Below are 17,562 nucleotides of genomic sequence, written 5' to 3' on the forward strand. Positions count from 1 at the left end.
CTTGGTGATGATCGCGGCGAGCAGGAGCCCGCATAGGATCAGAATTTCAATGTCCAAAAAGGTTTAGAAAACCTGGCATCGCCGCGACGAACGGTGGCGAAAGTCAGACTTCGGTGCGCAGGTGATGCTGGCGTTTGGCGGTGTACATCGCCTCGTCGGCGTGTCGGAACAACTGCTTTTCTTCGGTGCCGTGGTCGGGGTATCGCGCAACGCCGACGCTCGTCTGGATGATCAGGCTGTGGCCATCCAGCCGCAGGGGTTGAGCAAGGACGTGAAGGATTTTTCTCGCCACGCTGTCGGCGTCTTCCGAGGCATGGATGCTGTGCAACAACACCACAAACTCATCACCGCCGATGCGCGCCACGGTGTCAGTTTCGCGCACGCAGCCTTTGAGCCGATTGGCGACCGCTTGCAGCAGCATGTCGCCCACCGCATGGCCATGGGTGTCGTTAACTTCTTTGAAGCGGTCGAGGTCGACGTACAGCAACGCCATTCGGCCGCTGTCCGCCCGGGCCAGGGTCAACGAAGCTTTGAGCCGGTCACGGAGCAATTCTCGATTCGGCAGCTGGGTCAGTTGATCGTATTGCGCCATGCGCTGCAGTCGGGCATGCAATTGCTTGCGTTCGATGGCGGTCGCGACTTGGGCGCACACGTATTGCAGCAACTCCTTGTCCTGTTCGGTGTAGCGCTCGCCACCGGGCACGCTTTTAACGATCAGCGCACCGATGGTGCCGTTTTGTGAACTCAACGGCACGCCCAGCCAGCAGGGCGAATGCTGGCTCGCGACCAGCGCCTCAAACTCTTCCGGCAAATTGTCCTGATCCGGGGTCAGCAGAATCGGCTGGCCACTGCGAATCACCTCGGCGCAAAGACGTCCAGTGATAGTCCCGGGCTGCTCAGGCTGCAGCTCATTGTCATCGACGTGATAGGGGAAATTCAGCTGCGCGCAGTGTTCGTCATACAGCGCCACGGAGAAATTCAGTGCCGGCAGCCATTCACCGATAATCAAATGGACGCGTTTGAACAGCGCCAGCAAATCTTCCGCCGCGTGGGCGGCTTCGGAAATCGCATACAGCGCCGCTTGCCGGGACTCGGCCTGCTTGCGCTCGGTGATGTCGCGCGCCACGGCGATGCGCAATTGGTCGACCTCCGACCAGCGTGCCGACCAGAGGATGTGCACCACTCGGCCGTCCTTGCGCAGGTAGCGGTTTTCGAAATTGAGCTTGGGTTCGCCGCCCATGATCTCCTGCGCGGCGTCGAGGGTGCGCTGACGATCGGCGGGATGCACCAGGTCGATCATCGGCTGGCCGATCAGCTCTTCGGGGGTATAACCGAAAATACGCTCGCAGGCCGCGCTGACAAATACGAAGCGACCTTGTGTGTCGACCGCACAGACAGCGTCCAGCAAGAGATCAATGTAACTCGCCGACGGCGCGGAATTTCTGGTTGCCATGGTGCAGGGCGCATGTCCGAACAATGCAGCATTAAAAACCCTCCCTGACCGGTCATACGCCCGTGCGATGACGTTGCCACTGACGCTTCCCTGCGATCAGTTTCAAGCCTTGTTCGTCACCAGTCCCGGCAATGCATGCGCCAGGGCGTTGATGGCGAAACCGATAAACATCACCCCACACAGCCGGGTGATCAACAGCTCATGGCGCTGGTACACGTTGCGCACCTGTCGCGCTCCGACAATGCAAATGAGGATAGCGTAGGCCATGAGGCCACCGACGAAGCTCAGGACAATCAACCACGGCAGCATTGACCAATGCAGCAATTCGGCACGGCTGGACAGCAGCGCGGTAAACGTCGCCACCGCCACCGGGTAAGCCTTCGGATTGGTCAGGCCAAACAGAATGCCGTGCCAGAATGGCTGCCGCGCCGGCCCCTGTGGCGCCTCGACACTGCTGCGACGAGCGCGAACCGCGCGCAGGCCGAGCCAGAACAGATACAGCCCGCTGAGCACGCCCAGCACATCGAACGCGGTACTGCCGATTTCCCGCGCACCGACAATCGCGATCAGCGCCGTGCTGCACCAGACCACATCCCCCAGCAAATGCCCGCAGAGAAACCCCGCCCCTGCCCTCCGACCACGCGCCGCACCGATGCCGAACACCGCCAACACACCCGGCCCCGGCGTGATGCCGTAGATAAAGCCCGAGGCGAGAACGGCCATTAGCAGCGATGGGGTCATGGGGAGTCCTGTTGAGCTGGGGTGAATGCACGCAAGTCTATCTCAGGTCTCCGGGATCGACTGACTGATCCTCGAAGAACTTCATCCCTGCATACGGTCGTTGTCGACAGGCTGCCAGTCGGGATGACAGATCGCCGACATGGGCTTCGAGCTTGTGCCCGTCCGGGTCGAGGAAATAGAAGGATGCGCCTTCGCTAAGGTTGTCGCGCCATTCCTGCACGTTGGCCGATTGCAGGCGTTCGACGAAGAGCGGGAAGTCTGTTGCGCTGATGCTGAAGGCGCAATGGGTGTAATCGGCGGCGAGTTCGGAGTTGCGCAGTGGATCGAGGGAAAGGCACAACCACAGGCCCGGCAGCGAGAGATAGGCGCCGGTGTCCCACGTGGCTTCGAGGCGCAATTGCAGCAGATCGTGATAGAACGCCACGCTGCGGTTCAAGTCGGTGACTGCTAGGGTCAGGTGGTTGAGGCCGGTGAGCATGGGTTCGGTCCTTATGAGAGTTTGGTAGGCAGAACTTAAAGGCCTTTGAGTCCTTGTGGAAGGACGTAAGTGTTGCCGTCATATCGAAGTGTTGTGAGTACTGGCTTATGGGTGGTCGATTTGAGTTCGCAGGCTTCAGCCTCGCCAACACCGATCAGATCGGTAGTGACCGATTTGACGATCAAATCGGCATAACCATGGGAACTGGTTTTGGTCATTTCTACAGTTCGCAAGGTTTCATAACGTTCCCCGGCGCAATTGCCATCCCATTCGCCGCTGAATTCATAAGTGATGAGCCGATCCATGACCGACCGCAACGCATCGCCCTCTTTCACATAGAGCGAGAGCAACGTTTCGTTTAATGGATTGACGCGGGATGAACCTTTGAACGTGGTACGCACGCCAAAGGCTCGCAGGTCAGGCGTTAGCATGTAGCGAGCGGTGTCGAGTTGCAGATCTTCAATGGCAATGGCATCAGACACGAACGCCGACGCCTGATGGAAGGATGCAAGCGGTTTCGAATCACTGCTCGATACCACGGCAAGACTGAGGTCATAGATCCCGTCAGAACCCGAACTTTCGAAAGCCGGATTCGGTTCATGTTCCGAAGTCGCAGTAAGTGTCAGGTCAGGGGATGCAGGCCAGTCCTTACAGACAGCAAAGCCGAATTTGTCACTCAATACTGGCTTCGCACATTCAGCGAGAACCTGAGCGGCCATCATCAGATTGCACACGGCTACACAACTAATCAAACCGGACTTCACTGTCATTTCATCTTCCTTATGTACTTCGAATGCGAGGCAATTTCAGGCGCGCACTATCCTTGGCTCAGTGAGTCCATTCAATCAATTGTTACGGCAGACGAACGGGGCTGGCCTCTACCGCCATATGACGCTGTAGTATGTTGTATTACAAACCACTACATCGAGATCGCCATGTCCGTCATGTCGTTGCGCTTGCCAGACGAAATCGCCGATTCCCTCGCCAATCTTTCCAAAGCCACTGGCCGCAGCAAATCATTTCTTGCCGTGGATGCATTGCGTGAATATCTGGCCCGTGAAGCCTGGCAAATCGAAGAAATTCAGAAAGCACTTATAGAAGCCGATGCGGGTGACTTCGCAACTCCAGAGGAAGTGGATGCCATCGCCGACAAGTGGGCAGCCAATGCGCGTTGAGTGGTTGCGTGCTGCGTTAAAGAATCTGGATGACGAAGCCGCATACATAGCAATAGAGAATCCAAAAGCTGCAGCTGATTTTGTTCAAGCCATTCTCGCCAGCGTTGATCACCTTGCTCGATTTCCCGCGACAGGCCGAGAAGGTCGCTTGCCCGGGACTCGTGAATGGGTTATGCCCGACCGGCCGTATCTGATTCCCTATCGAGTTCGCCAAGGTCGCTTACAAGTGCTTAGGGTCTTCCATACTCGGCGACTTCCCCCCACCAATTGGTAGATTTCAGCGTGCGCCTCCCTGAAGATCAATCCCGCCTGATCCCTCCTCGATCCGCCCATTCAACCAATTCAACGCCTGATCCCCGCCCCGCCGCTTGTGCCAAACCAACACAAACGTAAACGACGGAATATGAAACGGCGGCGGGACCACGATCAACGACTGCTCATCGATATTGAGCAACCCTCGGGAAGCGACGGTGAGGATCAGGTCCGTGCCGCTGATGAATTCCGGGGCAACGCTCCAGTGCGGCAGGCTGATCGCGACTCGGCGGCGTTCACGCAGCGCAGTCAGAGCCCGTTCGATTTCCGGGGTGCCACTGCCGCGCATTTCCAGCAGGACGTGGGGTCGGGCGAGGTAAGTTGGCAGGTCGAGTACGCCATCGGCGGGCAGGCTTTTGCGGTCTACCAGACAGGCGTAGTGCTCTTCGAACAGCGGGGTGCTGCGCAATTCGTTCGGCAACTCTGGAAAGACGCCTGCCGCCATGTCGATGTCGCCGTTGAGCACAGCATCGAGCATGCCTTCGCGGCTGGCGTGGCTGACTTGCAGGTCGATGCCCGGTGCTTCCCGGCGCAAGGTCCGTATCAAACTCGGCAGGACGATGGCGGCGCCGTAGTCGGACATCGCCAGGCGAAAGGTGCGCTTGGCGGTCGCCGGATCGAAAGTATTCGGTGCCAGCAGCGATTGCACCTGAGCCAGGGCTTCGGCCAAAGGCGCCATCAACTCCAGGGCTCGTGGGGTTGGTACAAGGCTGGCGCCCGCCCGCACCAGTAAAGGATCGCCGAGCAGATCACGTAGTCGCGCCAAGGCATGACTGACGGCCGGCTGACTCAGGTGCAGGCGCTCGGCGGCACGAGTCACGTGTTGTTCGCTGAGCAAGGCGTCGAGGATCACCAGCAAGTTGAGGTCGATGCGCCGAAGATTCATCTGATGCATGTTCTGGATAGCAATTTGGAATTTAAATCTGCGCGACGAATACTCTAGAGTCCAGCAAAACCTGTTGGAGAATTATCATGAGTACGTTGCATTGGGCCGGGCTGTTGCTGCTGGCCGTGATTGCCGGGGCGGTGGTGCCTTTTCAGAGTGCGATCAACGCCAACCTCACGCGTGGGTTGGGTCATCCGTTATGGGCGACGCTCGCGTCGTTATTGGTGAGTATCGTGGTGGTGTTGCCGATTATGTTGGCGATGCGATTGCCGCTGCCATCACTGGCGTTCATCACCAGGGCGCCGCTGTGGATGTGGGCTGGTGGTGCGTTCGGGGTGTGTTTTATCTCGTTGGCACTGATGCTGCTGCCCAAGCTTGGGGCGTCGGGGTTTATTGCTTTGGCGCTGGCGGGACAGGTGGTGGCTTCGCTGGTGCTGGATCACTTTGGATTGTTTGGCTTGATGGAACGGCAAATGACGTTGCCGCGGGTGTTTGGGGCGGTGTTGTTGATTGCCGGTGTGGTGTTGATTCAGTTCGGTGATATGCCGGCCAAAGCGGTGATCGCGACATCCTGATCCTGCGATCGCAGCCTGCGCCAGCCCTGCAAGGATGCGTGGTCGATGCAGGGACCGGCGCAGCCTGCGATCTTTTAAAACTTGTCGAGCGTGCGCAGCTTCTGCGGCAACCCCCACATCAGCAGCGCAGCGACGATCAGCGCAGCGACGCCGATGACATACAGCGTCCCCGCTGCGGGGCCCAGAAAATTCAAGCCGTAGGACGCCACTTGAATCAGGAAGTAGATCAGCCCGAGGGTCAGGAAACCCGGGAACAGCAGCGCGGCGAGCAACGAGCCGCCGCTCTTGTACGGTTCATGGTGCGCGATACGGCTGGCCAGCAGCTTTTTCTTTGCTCGCGGCCGATGCCCATGTTGGCCTGGACCATCCTGCAGATCTTTGACATCACTGCCACTGGAACAGATTCCCAGGTCGGCCACGCCATCCAGCACTCCCTGAATCACTCCGCTGCGGGGGCGTTCTTCGAGGTCGGTCTTGACCTGAGGATGACGCTCGGAAAAGGGGGCTCGATGCTTGGGTTCGGCTGAGTCGGCAGGATAGCCCTGCTTCCAAGCATTTAGCCCACAACATCACGAGGCATCGCCCTACACATAAATCTCTTGTAACACTCAGCCGTACCGGAAACAGCCGATTCAAAGCCCCCGCCGCGTTCTGTAAAGTCTGGAAACACACACGGACTGCAACACACTCATGGATCGTTTCACTCAAGGAAGTCATCTTCACATGGACCAGACAACACACGCGGCAAACCTCTACACCAACTATCGCAAAGTCATCGCGTTGGCCGATCACGATTGGGAGAGCGCTGAAGCCGGAAAAATTTCGGGGCTTAACGTCGAAATCAAAAGTGCCAACCGGATGCTCGATCAGTACGGGCGCGCTTTTCATCATTTCTGTACGACGTCTTACCTGGGCCTGGATCACCATCCCGATATTCTCGACGGCGCCATGAACACACTGTGGGAAACCGGCACCCTTCGCGTCGCCAATTCAAAGAACCGCTGCAAGCTGGCGATTCTGGAACAGTACGAAACCGAACTTTCCGAGCTGTTCGGCGCCAGTTGCCTGAGCACCCTGTCGTGCAGTGCGGCGAGTGCCGCCATTCTGCCGTTGCTGGCCAGCGGCGTGTTCACGCAAAACCGCCCTCCCGTGATGGTCTTTGACCGGTTGGCGCACTACTCGATGAATCACCTGAAAGCCGCCTGCGCGGATGAAACCACGGTCGTGACCTGTCCTCATAACGACATGGATTTTCTTGAGACGCAGTGTCAGCAACACCGCACCGTTGCGTATGTTGCCGACGGTGCGTACAGCATGGGCGGGGTCGCGGACCTGGACAGTCTTTTGTACCTGAAGGACCGCTACGGGTTGTTTCTCTATCTGGACGACTCCCACGCGCTGTCCGCCGTCGGAACATATGGCACGGGCCTCGTGCGCCCCAGGTTGCATGCCCTGGAGGATGACTGCCTGATCGTCGCCTCGCTGGCCAAGTCGTTTGGCGCCAGCGGCGGTCTGGTGATGCTGGGCAATGAACGGCAGAAGAGGCTCATTGCGCGTTACGGCGGCCCCAGCAATTGGTCGCAAAGTCTGAACAGTGCAGCCATTGGCGCGGGCAGAGCGTCCATCCAGCTTCATCGCACACCGGAATTTGCCGCGTTACAGGAAAAACTTCAGGCAAATATCCAGCTGTTCGACAGCCTCATACGAACCGATCAACACAAAAGCAACATGGCCATTCGGCTGGTCAACTGCGGCGAAGCAGCACTGGCGAACAGCATCGCCATGGAACTGGCCAATCACGGTTTCTTCACCTCGGCAGTCTTTTTCCCAGTGGTCGCACAAGGCAAGGCAGCCATCAGAATTACCCTGCGCGCCGACATGGAGCCGACGCTGATCCGACACTTTTGTGAACTCATCACCGAGCTTTTACGCACTCGAGGCCGGGAAATCGGCTTTTGAAGTGAAACCAGGGAAGATTCAATGAAGAGCAGCACCACCCTCCTCGTCACCTGCAGCACGGTTTTTCTCGCTCAATTAGGCATGAGCATTTACTTGCCGGCACTGCCGGACATTGCTCGGGATCTGTCCGCCGACGCCTCGCAGGTTTCCTGGGGGCTGGCGGTGTATCTGATCGGCATGGCGCTGCCGATGTTGTTCTGGGGCAGCCTGGGCCAGCGCATCGGCCGCAAACCGGTGCTGCTCGCCGCACTCGGCATCTACGGCTTGGGAAATCTGGCGCTGCCCCTGAGCCAGACGCTTGAATCGTTCCTGGCGTTTCGACTGGTTCAGGGCATTGGCGCCAGCGGCATTTCGGTCATGGCGCGGGTGCTGATCCGCGACGGTTTCCGCGGCGACCTACTTGCCAAGGCGTTGTCCTGGATTTCGATTTCCTTCGTGGTGGCGCTGGGTATCGGCCAATACTTGGGGTCGATCATCCAGGTGGCGCTGGGCTGGCCAGCGATGTTCTACCTGTTGGGTGGTGTGAGTCTGATGATGGCGCTAATCGTGGCCAGGGTTAGGTTCCCGGTGCTGGCCGAGGAGAATGCCCCGTCATCCGCCTGGCCGAGCTACTGGCGCATCTTGCGTCATCGAGCCTTTCTGTTGCCGGCCCTCACCGGCGGCCTCGGGTACGGAGTGATTGTCGCGTTCAACACCGCAGCGCCGCTGATTCTGCAAGGACCGTTCAACTGGTCGGCCGTGGAATACGGGTTGTTAGGCTGGCCGATCAGCGCGGCGTATTTTCTGGGGGCTTTGGGGGTCAATAGCTTTGTACTTCACACCGGTCAACGCGGGTTGATGAAGGCGGGCGTAGGGCTGGTGCTGGCCGGCAGCGCAGTGATGTTGCTGGGGAGTGTCGCGGGCACTTCAGTGGCCCTGCTGTTTTGGTTGCCCTATTGCTTTGCGGTGTTCGGCCAATCGTTGACCTACCCGATCAGCCTGTCCCTGGCCAATGACGTTTCGCCGGTCGGGGGTGCGTATGCGATGGCGTTGAGCGGTTTCATTCATCAATTGATGGCCGCCGTTATCGGCGGGATCGCCAGTTTGATCGCAAGCCCGCAGGCCTGGCCGTTGTCGCTGTTGTGTACCTTGCTGGCGTTGGGCGCAATGCTCTGCGTGATGCTCGCGCCCGGTCGCAAAACTTCTTAAAACGCGCTGCGGAAAATCTCCTCGATCTGGCGCTGATCCGCCGCTCGAGGATTGGTCACGCCACACGCATCTTTCAAGGCATTGGTGGCGAGGATCGGGATGTCGTTGAGCTTGGCGCCGAGCTCACGCAAACCGGCGGGAATTTCCACGTCTTTGGACAGGCTGCGGATTGCCGCGATGGCTGCCTGTGCGCCCGCTTCCGGGGTGAAGCCGTGAACATCGACGCCCATTGCAAGGGCAACATCAGTGAGGCGATCGGCACAAACCAGTGCGTTAAAACTTTGTACGTGGGGCAGCAGTACCGCGTTGCACACACCATGGGGCAAGTCGTAGAACCCGCCCAACTGGTGAGCCATGGCGTGGACATAACCCAGGGATGCGTTATTGAACGCCATGCCGGCGAGGAACTGCGCGTAAGCCATGTTTTCCCGTGCGGCCATGTCACTACCGTCACGGACGGCCAGGCGCAGGTTGTTGCTGATCAACGTGATCGCCTTCAGTGCGCAGGCATCGGTGATCGGATTGGCCGCCGTGGAAACGTAAGCCTCGATAGCGTGAGTCAACGCGTCCATGCCGGTGGCAGCCGTCAGACCCTTGGGCATGGCGACCATCAGCGCCGGGTCGTTGACCGACAGCAATGGCGTGACGTTGCGATCGACAATGGCCATTTTTACGTGACGGGATTCGTCGGTGATGATGCAGAAACGAGTCATCTCGCTGGCGGTGCCGGCGGTGGTGTTGATGGCGATCAGCGGCAGTTGCGGTTGGGTGGATTGATCGACGCCTTCGTAATCGCGTATCTGCCCGCCGTTGGTCGCGCACAACGCGATGCCTTTGGCGCAGTCATGGGGTGAACCGCCGCCCAGGGACACCACGAAATCACAGCGGGTTTCCTTGAGCAGACCCAGACCGCTTTCGACGTTGGCGATGCTCGGGTTAGGTTTGGCGCCGTCGAAAATCACCGAATCAATGTCCTGCAACGCCAGTTTATCGGCAATCATTTTCGCGACACCCGCCTTGGCCAGCCCGGCGTCGGTGACGATCAGCGCCTTGCGAAAACCGTACTTGCGAATGGCGTCCATGGCTTCGTCCAGGCAACCAATGCCCATGATGTTCACGGCGGGGATGAAAAACGTGCTGCTCATGAGCGAGTCTCCTGGCTGAGGCCGAATCGGCAGCGCCGATCCAGCGGGTACCCACAGGATTGACCTATCGGCCGCGCAGTAACTTGATCTAGCTCAAGTCTTGGTCGTGATAAAGTCGCCGCCCATCAGACCCTTTGCATTGAGATTTTGACCGCAATGACCGATTTCCAGGATGTTGATGCCCAACTTGAAGACTGGAACGCCTTGCGCACCACCGCCTCGTTCGGCGGCCTGCTGGTGGGCAACGGCGCCAGCCGCGCCGTGTGGGACGACTTCGGCTACGACTCGCTGTTTGAAAACGCCCGCACCGTCGAAGAAAAGCCCCTGAGCCAGTCCGAGCTGAGCGTGTTCGACGCCCTGCAGACGCGCAGCTTCGAGCAGGTGCTCAGCGCGCTGAAAACCACCAGCCGGGTCAACAAGGCCTTGGCCGTGAGTTCCGCCGCACCGCGCAATCGTTACTACGCGATCAAGGAAGCGCTGATCAACAGCGTGCACGCGGTGCACATCCCGTGGCGGCTGGTGGTGCCCTCGACGCTGGCGGCGATCAATCAGGAACTGGGCCGCTACCGGACGGTGTTCACCACCAACTACGACCTGCTCAACTACTGGGCGATCCAGCACCAGCCTGACGCGATCAGCGACCTGTTCCAGGGTGCAGAGCCGAGCTTCGATCTGAGCGCCACGGCGACCGATAAAACCCGCCTGCTGTACCTGCACGGCGGCCTGCATCTGGTGCGCAATCAGGACGGCACGGCGCGCAAACTGATGTCGACCGAGGGCACGTTGCTCGGCAGCTTCGCGATCAACAACACGATCAAGACCCTCGACGATGTGCCGCTATTCGTCAATGAAGGTCCGGCGCAGGACAAGCTCAAAACCATTCGCAGCTCGGACTATCTGTCGTTCTGTTACGACCAGCTACTCGGTCATGGCGACGGGTTGTGCCTCTTCGGTCACGCCCTGGGTGAGCAGGACAGCCACATCATCCACGCCTTGCGCCAGGCGAAACCGCAGGGGGTGGCGATCTCGATTAATCCGCGCAGCAAGGCGTTCATTCAGCACCAGAAGCGGCATTACGCGAAGGTATTTGAGGGCACGGGTGTGGAACTGCGGTTTTTTGATTCGAAGACCCATGCGCTGGGTAGCCCCAAGCTCACAGTTCCAGTCGAAGCCTGAAAATCAATCCCACGCGGAGCGTGGGAACGATCTCGAACAGTCAGAGCACCGGCAAGGTCTTGTCCTTGATCACCGTGGTCGGCCCGTTGGCCTTCACGCCGGCGATGCCTTTATCCATCGCGGCAGCGGAGGCATAAGCCTCGCTGCTGCCGATGATCTCGTGGTTACCAGCCTTGAGATTGAAGTAAGGGTGGCCATCCTTGGTGGTTTTCTTCTCGTAGCGTTCATCCAGCAAGCTGTTGCTCTGAACCGACACGATGCCTTTTTCGGCGGCAGCGCGGGTGGTGTACAGCTCGCTGGTCAGAATGGTTTCCGCATTGGCGGCCTTCAGTAGGAACTTGAACTGACCATTGCTGCTTTTGCTCACTTCATACCATCCAGACATGCTCTTTCTCCTTGGCAATTGAGAGGTTTCGCGCTTCAGAGTAAAGACCAACCTGCCCTACTTCACCACCGCCCGAACCACCGATAATTCCGGCGCCTGCACCCGCCGCTGACTCAGGTACCGCGTACAGCTGACCCGCAAAAACGAGGCGAAATTCACCACCTCGCCGCGGTAGTCCATCACCTCTTCATACAGCTTGGCGATCAACTGGTTGGTGGTCATGCCGTCGACCTCGGCGATTTCACTGAGGATGTCCCAGAACTGATTCTCCAGCCGCAGGGTGGTGACCACCCCACAGATGCGCAGCGAGCGGGAGCGCGATTCGTAGAGAATCGGATCGGCTTTGACGTAGAGCTCGCACATGGACAGGTCCCTCGTTACAGCGTGATTTTGGTGCCCAGCAACCCGAGGAAACCGGCGAGCCAGCTCGGGTGCGCCGGCCAGGCCGGAGCAGTGGCCAGATTGCCTTGAACGTGACCTTCCGTCACCGGGATATCGATGAACGTACCACCGGCCAGGCGCACTTCCGGAGCACACGCCGGGTAAGCGCTGCACTCGCGACCTTCGAGAATCCCCGCTGCCGCCAGCAATTGTGCACCGTGACACACGGCGGCAATCGGTTTGCCGGCCTTGTCGAACGCTCGCACCAGTTCCAAGACTTTTTCGTTCAGGCGCAGGTACTCCGGCGCACGACCACCCGGTACCAGCAGCGCGTCGTAGTCCGCGGCATCGACCTTGGCAAAATCGAAGTTCAGGGCAAACAGGTGGCCGGGCTTTTCGCTGTAGGTCTGGTCGCCTTCAAAGTCGTGGATTGCCGTGCGTACGGTCTGACCGGCGGTTTTGTCCGGGCAAACGGCATGCACCGTATGGCCGACCATCAGCAGCGCCTGAAACGGCACCATCACTTCGTAGTCTTCGACGTAATCGCCGACCAGCATCAGAATTTTTTTAGCCGCCATGGGGAGGACTCCTCTGGGAAATATGGGGTCATGCAGGAGTCTTCAAGGTAGTCCTTATCCGCAGGGTCGGGTAATAACCAGCTACTACGCTCATCCTTCAACTGTACGGATCACTCTGCACCTAGCTGTAACAGAGCATTGCCCCCGGTTTATCGAGACGTAACCAAACGCCCACCAGGTGCATGTTCCTTCCTCGCCGACAACCAACTTCCAGCGATATCAGTATGGAAGAGAAAGGAACGGACTACCTATATCGCGAGCAAGTCGGATCGCCGCACCGCCGCTCCCACAGGATCAGAGGTAGCCGTCGGCTCGGAGCAGGGTTTCGAGGCAGTGTTCGCTGATGTGGTAGAAATCCTTCAGCTCCTGAATCTTCACCAATAGCTGAGTCGGGTCTACCGGCTCGGCGCGTTTGACCGCCAGGATCATCTTGTTCTTGTTGGTGTGGTCCAGTGAAATGAACTCGAACACCTTGGTCTCGTAACCGCAGGCTTCCAGGAACAACGCACGCAAACTGTCGGTGACCATTTCCGCCTGCTGCCCCAAATGCAGACCGTATTGCAGCATCGGCTTGAGCAGCGCCGGGCTCTGGATTTGCAGGCGGATCTGCTTGTGGCAGCACGGCGAGCACATGATGATCGATGCGCCGGAACGGATACCGGTGTGAATTGCATAGTCGGTGGCGATGTCGCAGGCATGCAGCGCGATCATCACGTCCAGCTCGCTCGGCGCCACGCTGCGCACATCACCGCACTTGAACACCAGCCCTGGATGCTCGAGTTTTGCGGCTGCGGCGTTACACAGGTTGACCATTTCTTCGCGCAGCTCGACACCCGTCACCACGCCTTCGGCCTTCAAGGTGTTGCGCAGATAGTCGTGGATCGCGAACGTCAGGTAACCCTTGCCCGAACCGAAGTCCGCCACCTGCACCGGCTTGTCCAGCGCCAAGGGCGAGGTGGTCAGTGCATGGCTGAAGACCTCGATGAATTTGTTGATCTGCTTCCACTTGCGCGACATCGCCGGGATCAGCTCATGTTGCTTGTTGGTGACGCCGAGGTCGGCGAGAAACGGTCGGCTCAGGTCGAGGAAGCGGTTTTTCTCGCGGTTATGCTCGGCGGACGGCACCTCGCGCAATTGCTGAGGTTTACTCTTGAACAGCGAAGACTTGCCCTTTTTGCTGTATTCGAGCTGGGCTTCATCAGTCAGCGACAGTAAATGCGCATTTTTGAACGACGCCGGCAGCAGCGCAGCGATAGTCGCTACGCCCTCGGCAATCGGCAGATTCTTGGTGATGTCGCGGGTCTTGTAACGGTAGACGAAGGACAGGCAGGGCTGATCCTTGACCGTCAGCTGTTTGATGATCAGCCGCTGCAGGTCCGCCTCAGTGCCGACGTACTTGGCCAGCACCAGTTTGATGAAGGCATTGTCGTCGAGGCTGGATTGCAGCAGGTCGATAAACTGGGCGTGGTGATCCGGCGCGAGGCTGGCGGGGGTGGCGGTAACTGACATGGGAAAAACGGCCTCGGGCGGGGAATGGCGGGTATTTTAGGGGGGATGGGGGTTTGGGACACGCGGTTATTTACCGAACGGTTTGAAAACCAGGGAGTGTCAGATTTTTTGTGTGCGGGCCGGTAACGGCCTGCCGTAAGGCAAGCCCTTCTTTCACCAGTTCAACCTGGTAAATCGATCTCCATAAAGAATCGCAAACTGATTCATTGCTGTCTTCCAGTCGTGCGCCGCGCTGCCCCAATTGGCAGTGATATTTTGCAGTGCCAGCCAGATCAGCTTCGTCGCTGCATCGTCAGTCGGGAAGTGGCCTCTTGTCTTGATGATCTTGCGCAACTGAGAATTGATGCTCTCGATGGCATTGGTGGTGTAGATCACTTTTCGGATGGCTGGCGGGAAGACGAAAAACGGGATGACTCGATCCCAGGCGCGTCTCCAAGCGGCTACGACGGTGGGGTATTGTTTGCCCCAAGGCCCAGCTTCAAATGCGTTAAGAGCTTGCTCGGCCGCTTCGACATTCAGTGCCTGATAAACCGGTTTCAGGGCTTTGGCCAACTCGCGACGCTTGTCCCAGGCGGCGTAATCAAGGCTGTTACGGATCAGGGGCACGATGCAGGTTTGCAAGGTCGTCGTCGGAAACACCGCGCTCAAGGCTTCTGGCATGCCTTTAAGGCCATCAGTTACAGCGATCAATACATCCTCGACGCCACGGGTTTTAAGGTCGTTGAAGACCTTCATCCAGAACTTGGCTCCCTCAGTGTTTTCGATCCAGATCCCTAAGATATCTCGGGTGCCGTCCGGTAATACACCTAAAGCCAGGTAGATTGCCTTGTTGCGAACCAGTCCTTCCTCACGGATTTTGACCCGCAGAGCATCGAAGAAAATCACCGGATACATCGGCTCAAGTGGGCGTTGCTGCCACGCAGCAACTTCCTCCAGCACCGCGTCGGTGACCGAGCTGATGAAATCATGGGAAACGTCAGTCCCGTACTGCTCCGAGAGGAACGCCCGAATCTCGCGGACGGTCATGCCACGGGCGTACATGGCAATGATCTTGTCGTCGAAGCCGGTAAAACGACGCTCATGCTTGGGGATCAGGATTGGAGAGAAACTGCCATCGCGATCCCTGGGAATGTCCAGACGAAGCGGGCCATCGTCGGTCAGTATGGTCTTGCCACTCGAGCCGTTGCGCTGATTACTCGCCCCCTCAGGGCGCTCCGCGCCCTGAGGGTAGCCAAGGTGTTGACCCAGCTCCGCGCCAAGGGCTCGCTCGATAAGCGCCTTTTTGAACGCCATCGACGCATCCTGAATCGCCTCGGCGCTCATTGGGCCTTTAACGAACTGATCAATCAGCTCTTTCGGGATCGAAGGAAACTGGGGTTTGGCCTCCGAGGCCGGTTTCTTTTTGGTCGGCATACATGCTCCTTTTCAACATGTTATGCCCGAACACAAAATTTCTGACAGTCTCGAAAACCACCCCTCACCCCAACACCACCAACCGATTCGGCAACTCATTCCTCACATGCGTCACCGGCACATGCACCTTAAGCAACTCGCCGCACGCCTCTACGCAGGACACAAATCCCTGCAACGTCTGCCCCTGTTTCACCTGTTGAGTAAACGCGGCAACTATCACGTCCCAATTCTTGTTATCCAGGCGCGTGGAGATCCCCTCATCCACCAGAATCTCCACATAGCGCTCAGCCTCGGAGACGAAAATCAGCATGCCCGTGCTGCCCACCGTGTGGTGCAGGTTTTGCTCCAGAAACTGCCGCCGCGCCAGGTTCGAGGCGCGCCAGTGACGCACCGAGCGCGGGATCAGGTGCGTGGTGATTTTCGGAATCCGGAACACCAGGCACAGCACGATGAACGTGATCCATTGCACCAGCAGCAAGCTGTGCATGGTCAGCCAGCCGGTCAGGTAATGCACGATACCCGGTACCACTAGCGCCACCAGGCTGGCCCAGAGCAGCGGGATGTACGCGTAGTCGTCGGCGCGGGCCGCGAGCACGGTCACCAGCTCGGCGTCGGTGTCGCGCTCGACCCGGGCAATTGCCTCGGCAACTTTGCGTTGTTCGTGTTCAGTCAGTAATGCCATGTTTAAGAATGCCCACTCGCTATTGTTGTTACCTGCAGTGTGATCACCAGCCGCCTGACGAACCGCCGCCCCCGAAACTGCCCCCGCCGCCGCTGAAGCCCCCGCCTCCGCCGCCACCAAAACCTCCACCGCCGAAACCGCCGCTGGAACCGCCTCGGCCACCACCACCGCTGGGCAGGATCCCGAACATCTGGCCGACAAACATCGTCAGGATGAACAGCATCACCAGAAACACGAATACCCCCGGATGCCGCGACACGAAGTCGCTTTCCTGATTGCCTCCGGAGTCATACACAGTGGACGGCTCATCCAGCGGATTGCCGCCCAGCACCACGAGCATCGCCGCGACCCCGTCGCTGATGCCCTTGCTGAAGTTGCCGGTTTTGAACGCCGGGGTGATCACCTGATTGATGATCACAGAACTCTGCGCATCGGTCAGACGATCTTCCAGGCCATAACCGACTTCAATCCGCAGCTTGCGATCGTCACGCGCAACGATCAGCAGCGCGCCGGTGTTTTTGTCCTTCTGGCCGATGCCCCAATAACGCCCCAACTGATAGCCGAAGTCCGCAATGTCGGTGCCCTGCAAATCCGGCAACGTGACCACCACCAGCTGCTCGCCGGTGGCTTTTTCATGGGCCTGGAGCTGTTGCGTCAGCTGCTCGCGCACCGACGGCTCGATCATCTGGGCGTTATCGACCACCCGTCCGGTCAGTTCCGGGAACTTCAACTCGGCCTGGGCCGTCAGGGCAAACACCCACAGCAACAGCACCAGGCCAACTTTCAACACGCGCATTGGCAACCTCATCCGTGGTGACGCTTCAAACCCATCCGGTATTTACTTGAATTTCACTTCTGGCGCTTTTTGCGCATCGGGGCTGGTGGCCTCGAAGGTTTCGCGGATCGGCAATTCGCTGTACATCACCGTGTGCCACAGGCGACCGGGGAAGGTACGGAGTTCCGTGTTGTACTTCTGCACCGCGAGGATGAAGTCGCGACGCGCCACGGCGATGCGGTTCTCGGTGCCTTCAAGTTGCGATTGCAGGGTCAGGAAATTCTGGTTGGCCTTGAGGTCCGGGTAACGCTCGGACACCACCATCAAACGGCTCAAGGCACCGGTCAGTTGATCCTGGGCCTGCTGAAACTGCTTGAGCTTTTCTGGATTGTCGAGCGTGCTGGCGTCCACCTGAATCGAAGTGGCCTTGGCCCGGGCTTCGATCACCGCAGTCAAGGTTTCCTGCTCATGCTGCGCGTAGCCCTTGACGGTTTCCACCAAATTGGGGATCAGGTCGGCGCGGCGCTGGTACTGGTTCTGCACCTGGCCCCAGGCGGCCTTGGCCTGTTCGTCGAGGGTCGGGATCGTGTTGATGCCGCAGCCTGCCAGCAGTGTGGTCAGCAATATCAAGGCTGCAACCTGCAGGCTCGAGCGATAGTGGTGTCGTACATTCATCTGGTTGACGCTCCCTTGCACATTCCGTTGAAAAACGACCTTCGAACTTTGAACCCGGCTCTTCGGGCATAATCTG

The 17,562-nt window shown here is 58.7% G+C and carries 20 protein-coding genes and 2 pseudogenes; 6 read left to right on the top strand and 16 right to left on the bottom strand.

Annotated features, from left to right (window positions below):
* Nucleotides 1–103: 103 nt before the first annotated feature.
* The 4 genes from ACYZTU_RS22090 to ACYZTU_RS22105 form a co-directional block, all read right to left on the bottom strand.
* Complete coding sequence (locus ACYZTU_RS22090) at nucleotides 104–1,453, bottom strand: diguanylate cyclase domain-containing protein (protein WP_461965516.1); 1,350 nt, start codon at nucleotides 1,451–1,453, stop codon at nucleotides 104–106.
* A 102-nt stretch (nucleotides 1,454–1,555) separates the two neighbouring features.
* Entirely contained in the window at nucleotides 1,556–2,194 is a 639-nt protein-coding gene (locus tag ACYZTU_RS22095) for a LysE family translocator (protein ID WP_461965518.1), read from the bottom strand.
* Between the two features lie 37 nt (nucleotides 2,195–2,231).
* Nucleotides 2,232–2,672, bottom strand: coding sequence for a fosfomycin resistance glutathione transferase (gene fos, locus ACYZTU_RS22100; protein ID WP_461965520.1), 441 nt, complete (start codon nucleotides 2,670–2,672; stop codon nucleotides 2,232–2,234).
* Nucleotides 2,673–2,707: 35 nt separating this feature from the next.
* Nucleotides 2,708–3,442 carry a PA3715 family protein gene (locus ACYZTU_RS22105; protein ID WP_461965522.1) on the bottom strand — a complete coding sequence of 245 codons (735 nt, stop codon included), beginning with the start codon at nucleotides 3,440–3,442 and terminating at the stop codon, nucleotides 2,708–2,710.
* 165 nt (nucleotides 3,443–3,607) lie between these two features.
* Between ACYZTU_RS22105 and ACYZTU_RS22110 the strand changes: the two genes are divergently transcribed.
* Nucleotides 3,608–3,847 (top strand): CopG family ribbon-helix-helix protein, encoded by a 240-nt coding sequence (locus ACYZTU_RS22110; protein ID WP_449642570.1) that lies wholly within the window; start codon nucleotides 3,608–3,610, stop codon nucleotides 3,845–3,847.
* Nucleotides 3,837–4,121: a type II toxin-antitoxin system RelE/ParE family toxin gene (locus ACYZTU_RS22115; RefSeq protein ID WP_461965524.1), complete on the top strand. Its 285-nt coding sequence runs from the start codon at nucleotides 3,837–3,839 to the stop codon at nucleotides 4,119–4,121. The genes ACYZTU_RS22110 and ACYZTU_RS22115 overlap by 11 nt, the downstream gene beginning before the upstream one ends.
* Nucleotides 4,122–4,124: 3 nt before the next feature.
* On the opposite strand, the gene ACYZTU_RS22120 is transcribed toward ACYZTU_RS22115, so the two are convergent.
* Nucleotides 4,125–5,054, bottom strand: a complete 930-nt coding sequence (locus ACYZTU_RS22120) for a LysR substrate-binding domain-containing protein (RefSeq protein ID WP_461965526.1) — start codon at nucleotides 5,052–5,054, stop codon at nucleotides 4,125–4,127.
* Between the two features lie 77 nt (nucleotides 5,055–5,131).
* Here ACYZTU_RS22120 and ACYZTU_RS22125 point away from each other — a divergent pair, with 77 nt between their 5' ends.
* On the top strand, nucleotides 5,132–5,620 hold the full coding sequence (locus ACYZTU_RS22125) for a DMT family transporter (RefSeq protein ID WP_282382918.1): 489 nt from the start codon (nucleotides 5,132–5,134) through the stop codon (nucleotides 5,618–5,620).
* A 164-nt stretch (nucleotides 5,621–5,784) separates the two neighbouring features.
* On the opposite strand, the pseudogene ACYZTU_RS22130 reads toward ACYZTU_RS22125, so the two are convergent.
* Nucleotides 5,785–5,955 (bottom strand): annotated as a pseudogene (locus ACYZTU_RS22130) (MFS transporter); the annotation flags it as partial.
* Between the two features lie 36 nt (nucleotides 5,956–5,991).
* Nucleotides 5,992–6,123: pseudogene (locus tag ACYZTU_RS22135) on the bottom strand (LysR family transcriptional regulator); the annotation flags it as partial.
* Nucleotides 6,124–6,343: 220 nt separating this feature from the next.
* Between ACYZTU_RS22135 and ACYZTU_RS22140 the strand changes: the two are divergent.
* Together ACYZTU_RS22140 and ACYZTU_RS22145 are read left to right on the top strand one after the other, a co-directional pair.
* The gene (locus ACYZTU_RS22140) at nucleotides 6,344–7,579 is read left to right on the top strand and encodes an aminotransferase class I/II-fold pyridoxal phosphate-dependent enzyme (RefSeq protein WP_461965528.1); all 1,236 of its coding nucleotides are present in this window, start codon (nucleotides 6,344–6,346) and stop codon (nucleotides 7,577–7,579) included.
* Between the two features lie 21 nt (nucleotides 7,580–7,600).
* Complete coding sequence (locus ACYZTU_RS22145; RefSeq protein ID WP_461965530.1) at nucleotides 7,601–8,767, top strand: MFS transporter; 1,167 nt, start codon at nucleotides 7,601–7,603, stop codon at nucleotides 8,765–8,767.
* On the opposite strand, the gene yiaY is transcribed toward ACYZTU_RS22145, so the two are convergent.
* On the bottom strand, nucleotides 8,764–9,912 hold the full coding sequence (gene yiaY / locus ACYZTU_RS22150; protein WP_461965532.1) for an L-threonine dehydrogenase: 1,149 nt from the start codon (nucleotides 9,910–9,912) through the stop codon (nucleotides 8,764–8,766). The two genes, ACYZTU_RS22145 and yiaY, sit on opposite strands and share 4 nt — an antisense overlap.
* Before the next feature lie 156 nt (nucleotides 9,913–10,068).
* On the opposite strand from yiaY, the gene ACYZTU_RS22155 reads away from it, so the two are divergent.
* Nucleotides 10,069–11,088, top strand: a complete 1,020-nt coding sequence (locus tag ACYZTU_RS22155) for a DUF4917 family protein (protein ID WP_461965534.1) — start codon at nucleotides 10,069–10,071, stop codon at nucleotides 11,086–11,088.
* Between the two features lie 40 nt (nucleotides 11,089–11,128).
* On the opposite strand, the gene ACYZTU_RS22160 is transcribed toward ACYZTU_RS22155, so the two are convergent.
* From ACYZTU_RS22160 to ACYZTU_RS22195, 8 genes are all read right to left on the bottom strand, one after another.
* Complete coding sequence (locus tag ACYZTU_RS22160; protein ID WP_461965536.1) at nucleotides 11,129–11,473, bottom strand: YegP family protein; 345 nt, start codon at nucleotides 11,471–11,473, stop codon at nucleotides 11,129–11,131.
* Between the two features lie 57 nt (nucleotides 11,474–11,530).
* Nucleotides 11,531–11,836, bottom strand: coding sequence for a ribbon-helix-helix domain-containing protein (locus ACYZTU_RS22165; RefSeq protein WP_008025707.1), 306 nt, complete (start codon nucleotides 11,834–11,836; stop codon nucleotides 11,531–11,533).
* A 14-nt stretch (nucleotides 11,837–11,850) separates the two neighbouring features.
* Nucleotides 11,851–12,432 carry a DJ-1/PfpI family protein gene (locus tag ACYZTU_RS22170; protein WP_258620479.1) on the bottom strand — a complete coding sequence of 194 codons (582 nt, stop codon included), beginning with the start codon at nucleotides 12,430–12,432 and terminating at the stop codon, nucleotides 11,851–11,853.
* 294 nt (nucleotides 12,433–12,726) lie between these two features.
* Nucleotides 12,727–13,941: a class I SAM-dependent methyltransferase gene (locus ACYZTU_RS22175; protein WP_449642584.1), complete on the bottom strand. Its 1,215-nt coding sequence runs from the start codon at nucleotides 13,939–13,941 to the stop codon at nucleotides 12,727–12,729.
* Between the two features lie 153 nt (nucleotides 13,942–14,094).
* Nucleotides 14,095–15,354: an IS256 family transposase gene (locus ACYZTU_RS22180; protein ID WP_461965538.1), complete on the bottom strand. Its 1,260-nt coding sequence runs from the start codon at nucleotides 15,352–15,354 to the stop codon at nucleotides 14,095–14,097.
* Nucleotides 15,355–15,418: 64 nt separating this feature from the next.
* Nucleotides 15,419–16,036, bottom strand: coding sequence for a TPM domain-containing protein (locus tag ACYZTU_RS22185; RefSeq protein ID WP_461965540.1), 618 nt, complete (start codon nucleotides 16,034–16,036; stop codon nucleotides 15,419–15,421).
* A 43-nt stretch (nucleotides 16,037–16,079) separates the two neighbouring features.
* Complete coding sequence (locus ACYZTU_RS22190; RefSeq protein WP_461965542.1) at nucleotides 16,080–16,832, bottom strand: TPM domain-containing protein; 753 nt, start codon at nucleotides 16,830–16,832, stop codon at nucleotides 16,080–16,082.
* Nucleotides 16,833–16,874: 42 nt separating this feature from the next.
* A complete protein-coding gene (locus tag ACYZTU_RS22195; protein ID WP_461965544.1) occupies nucleotides 16,875–17,486 on the bottom strand; it encodes a LemA family protein in 612 nt (203 codons plus the stop codon).
* Nucleotides 17,487–17,562: the final 76 nt, after the last annotated feature.

Source organism: Pseudomonas sp. HLT2-19-2 (assembly GCF_054898005.1).

Excerpts from the sequence above, each read along its gene's own strand:
- ACYZTU_RS22095 (WP_461965518.1), bottom strand. The coding sequence starts at position 2,194 with ATGACCCCATCGCTGCTAATGGCCGTTCTCGCCTCGGGCTTTATCTAC.
- ACYZTU_RS22155 (WP_461965534.1), top strand. The coding sequence starts at position 10,069 with ATGACCGATTTCCAGGATGTTGATGCCCAACTTGAAGACTGGAACGCC.
- ACYZTU_RS22180 (WP_461965538.1), bottom strand. The coding sequence starts at position 15,354 with ATGCCGACCAAAAAGAAACCGGCCTCGGAGGCCAAACCCCAGTTTCCT.
- ACYZTU_RS22165 (WP_008025707.1), bottom strand. The coding sequence starts at position 11,836 with ATGTGCGAGCTCTACGTCAAAGCCGATCCGATTCTCTACGAATCGCGC.
- ACYZTU_RS22190 (WP_461965542.1), bottom strand. The coding sequence starts at position 16,832 with ATGCGCGTGTTGAAAGTTGGCCTGGTGCTGTTGCTGTGGGTGTTTGCC.
- ACYZTU_RS22125 (WP_282382918.1), top strand. The coding sequence starts at position 5,132 with ATGAGTACGTTGCATTGGGCCGGGCTGTTGCTGCTGGCCGTGATTGCC.
- ACYZTU_RS22120 (WP_461965526.1), bottom strand. The coding sequence starts at position 5,054 with ATGCATCAGATGAATCTTCGGCGCATCGACCTCAACTTGCTGGTGATC.
- ACYZTU_RS22115 (WP_461965524.1), top strand. The coding sequence starts at position 3,837 with ATGCGCGTTGAGTGGTTGCGTGCTGCGTTAAAGAATCTGGATGACGAA.
- ACYZTU_RS22170 (WP_258620479.1), bottom strand. The coding sequence starts at position 12,432 with ATGGCGGCTAAAAAAATTCTGATGCTGGTCGGCGATTACGTCGAAGAC.
- ACYZTU_RS22145 (WP_461965530.1), top strand. The coding sequence starts at position 7,601 with ATGAAGAGCAGCACCACCCTCCTCGTCACCTGCAGCACGGTTTTTCTC.
- fos (WP_461965520.1), bottom strand. The coding sequence starts at position 2,672 with ATGCTCACCGGCCTCAACCACCTGACCCTAGCAGTCACCGACTTGAAC.
- yiaY (WP_461965532.1), bottom strand. The coding sequence starts at position 9,912 with ATGAGCAGCACGTTTTTCATCCCCGCCGTGAACATCATGGGCATTGGT.
- ACYZTU_RS22105 (WP_461965522.1), bottom strand. The coding sequence starts at position 3,442 with ATGACAGTGAAGTCCGGTTTGATTAGTTGTGTAGCCGTGTGCAATCTG.
- ACYZTU_RS22110 (WP_449642570.1), top strand. The coding sequence starts at position 3,608 with ATGTCCGTCATGTCGTTGCGCTTGCCAGACGAAATCGCCGATTCCCTC.
- ACYZTU_RS22175 (WP_449642584.1), bottom strand. The coding sequence starts at position 13,941 with ATGTCAGTTACCGCCACCCCCGCCAGCCTCGCGCCGGATCACCACGCC.
- ACYZTU_RS22195 (WP_461965544.1), bottom strand. The coding sequence starts at position 17,486 with ATGAATGTACGACACCACTATCGCTCGAGCCTGCAGGTTGCAGCCTTG.
- ACYZTU_RS22140 (WP_461965528.1), top strand. The coding sequence starts at position 6,344 with ATGGACCAGACAACACACGCGGCAAACCTCTACACCAACTATCGCAAA.
- ACYZTU_RS22090 (WP_461965516.1), bottom strand. The coding sequence starts at position 1,453 with ATGGCAACCAGAAATTCCGCGCCGTCGGCGAGTTACATTGATCTCTTG.
- ACYZTU_RS22160 (WP_461965536.1), bottom strand. The coding sequence starts at position 11,473 with ATGTCTGGATGGTATGAAGTGAGCAAAAGCAGCAATGGTCAGTTCAAG.
- ACYZTU_RS22185 (WP_461965540.1), bottom strand. The coding sequence starts at position 16,036 with ATGGCATTACTGACTGAACACGAACAACGCAAAGTTGCCGAGGCAATT.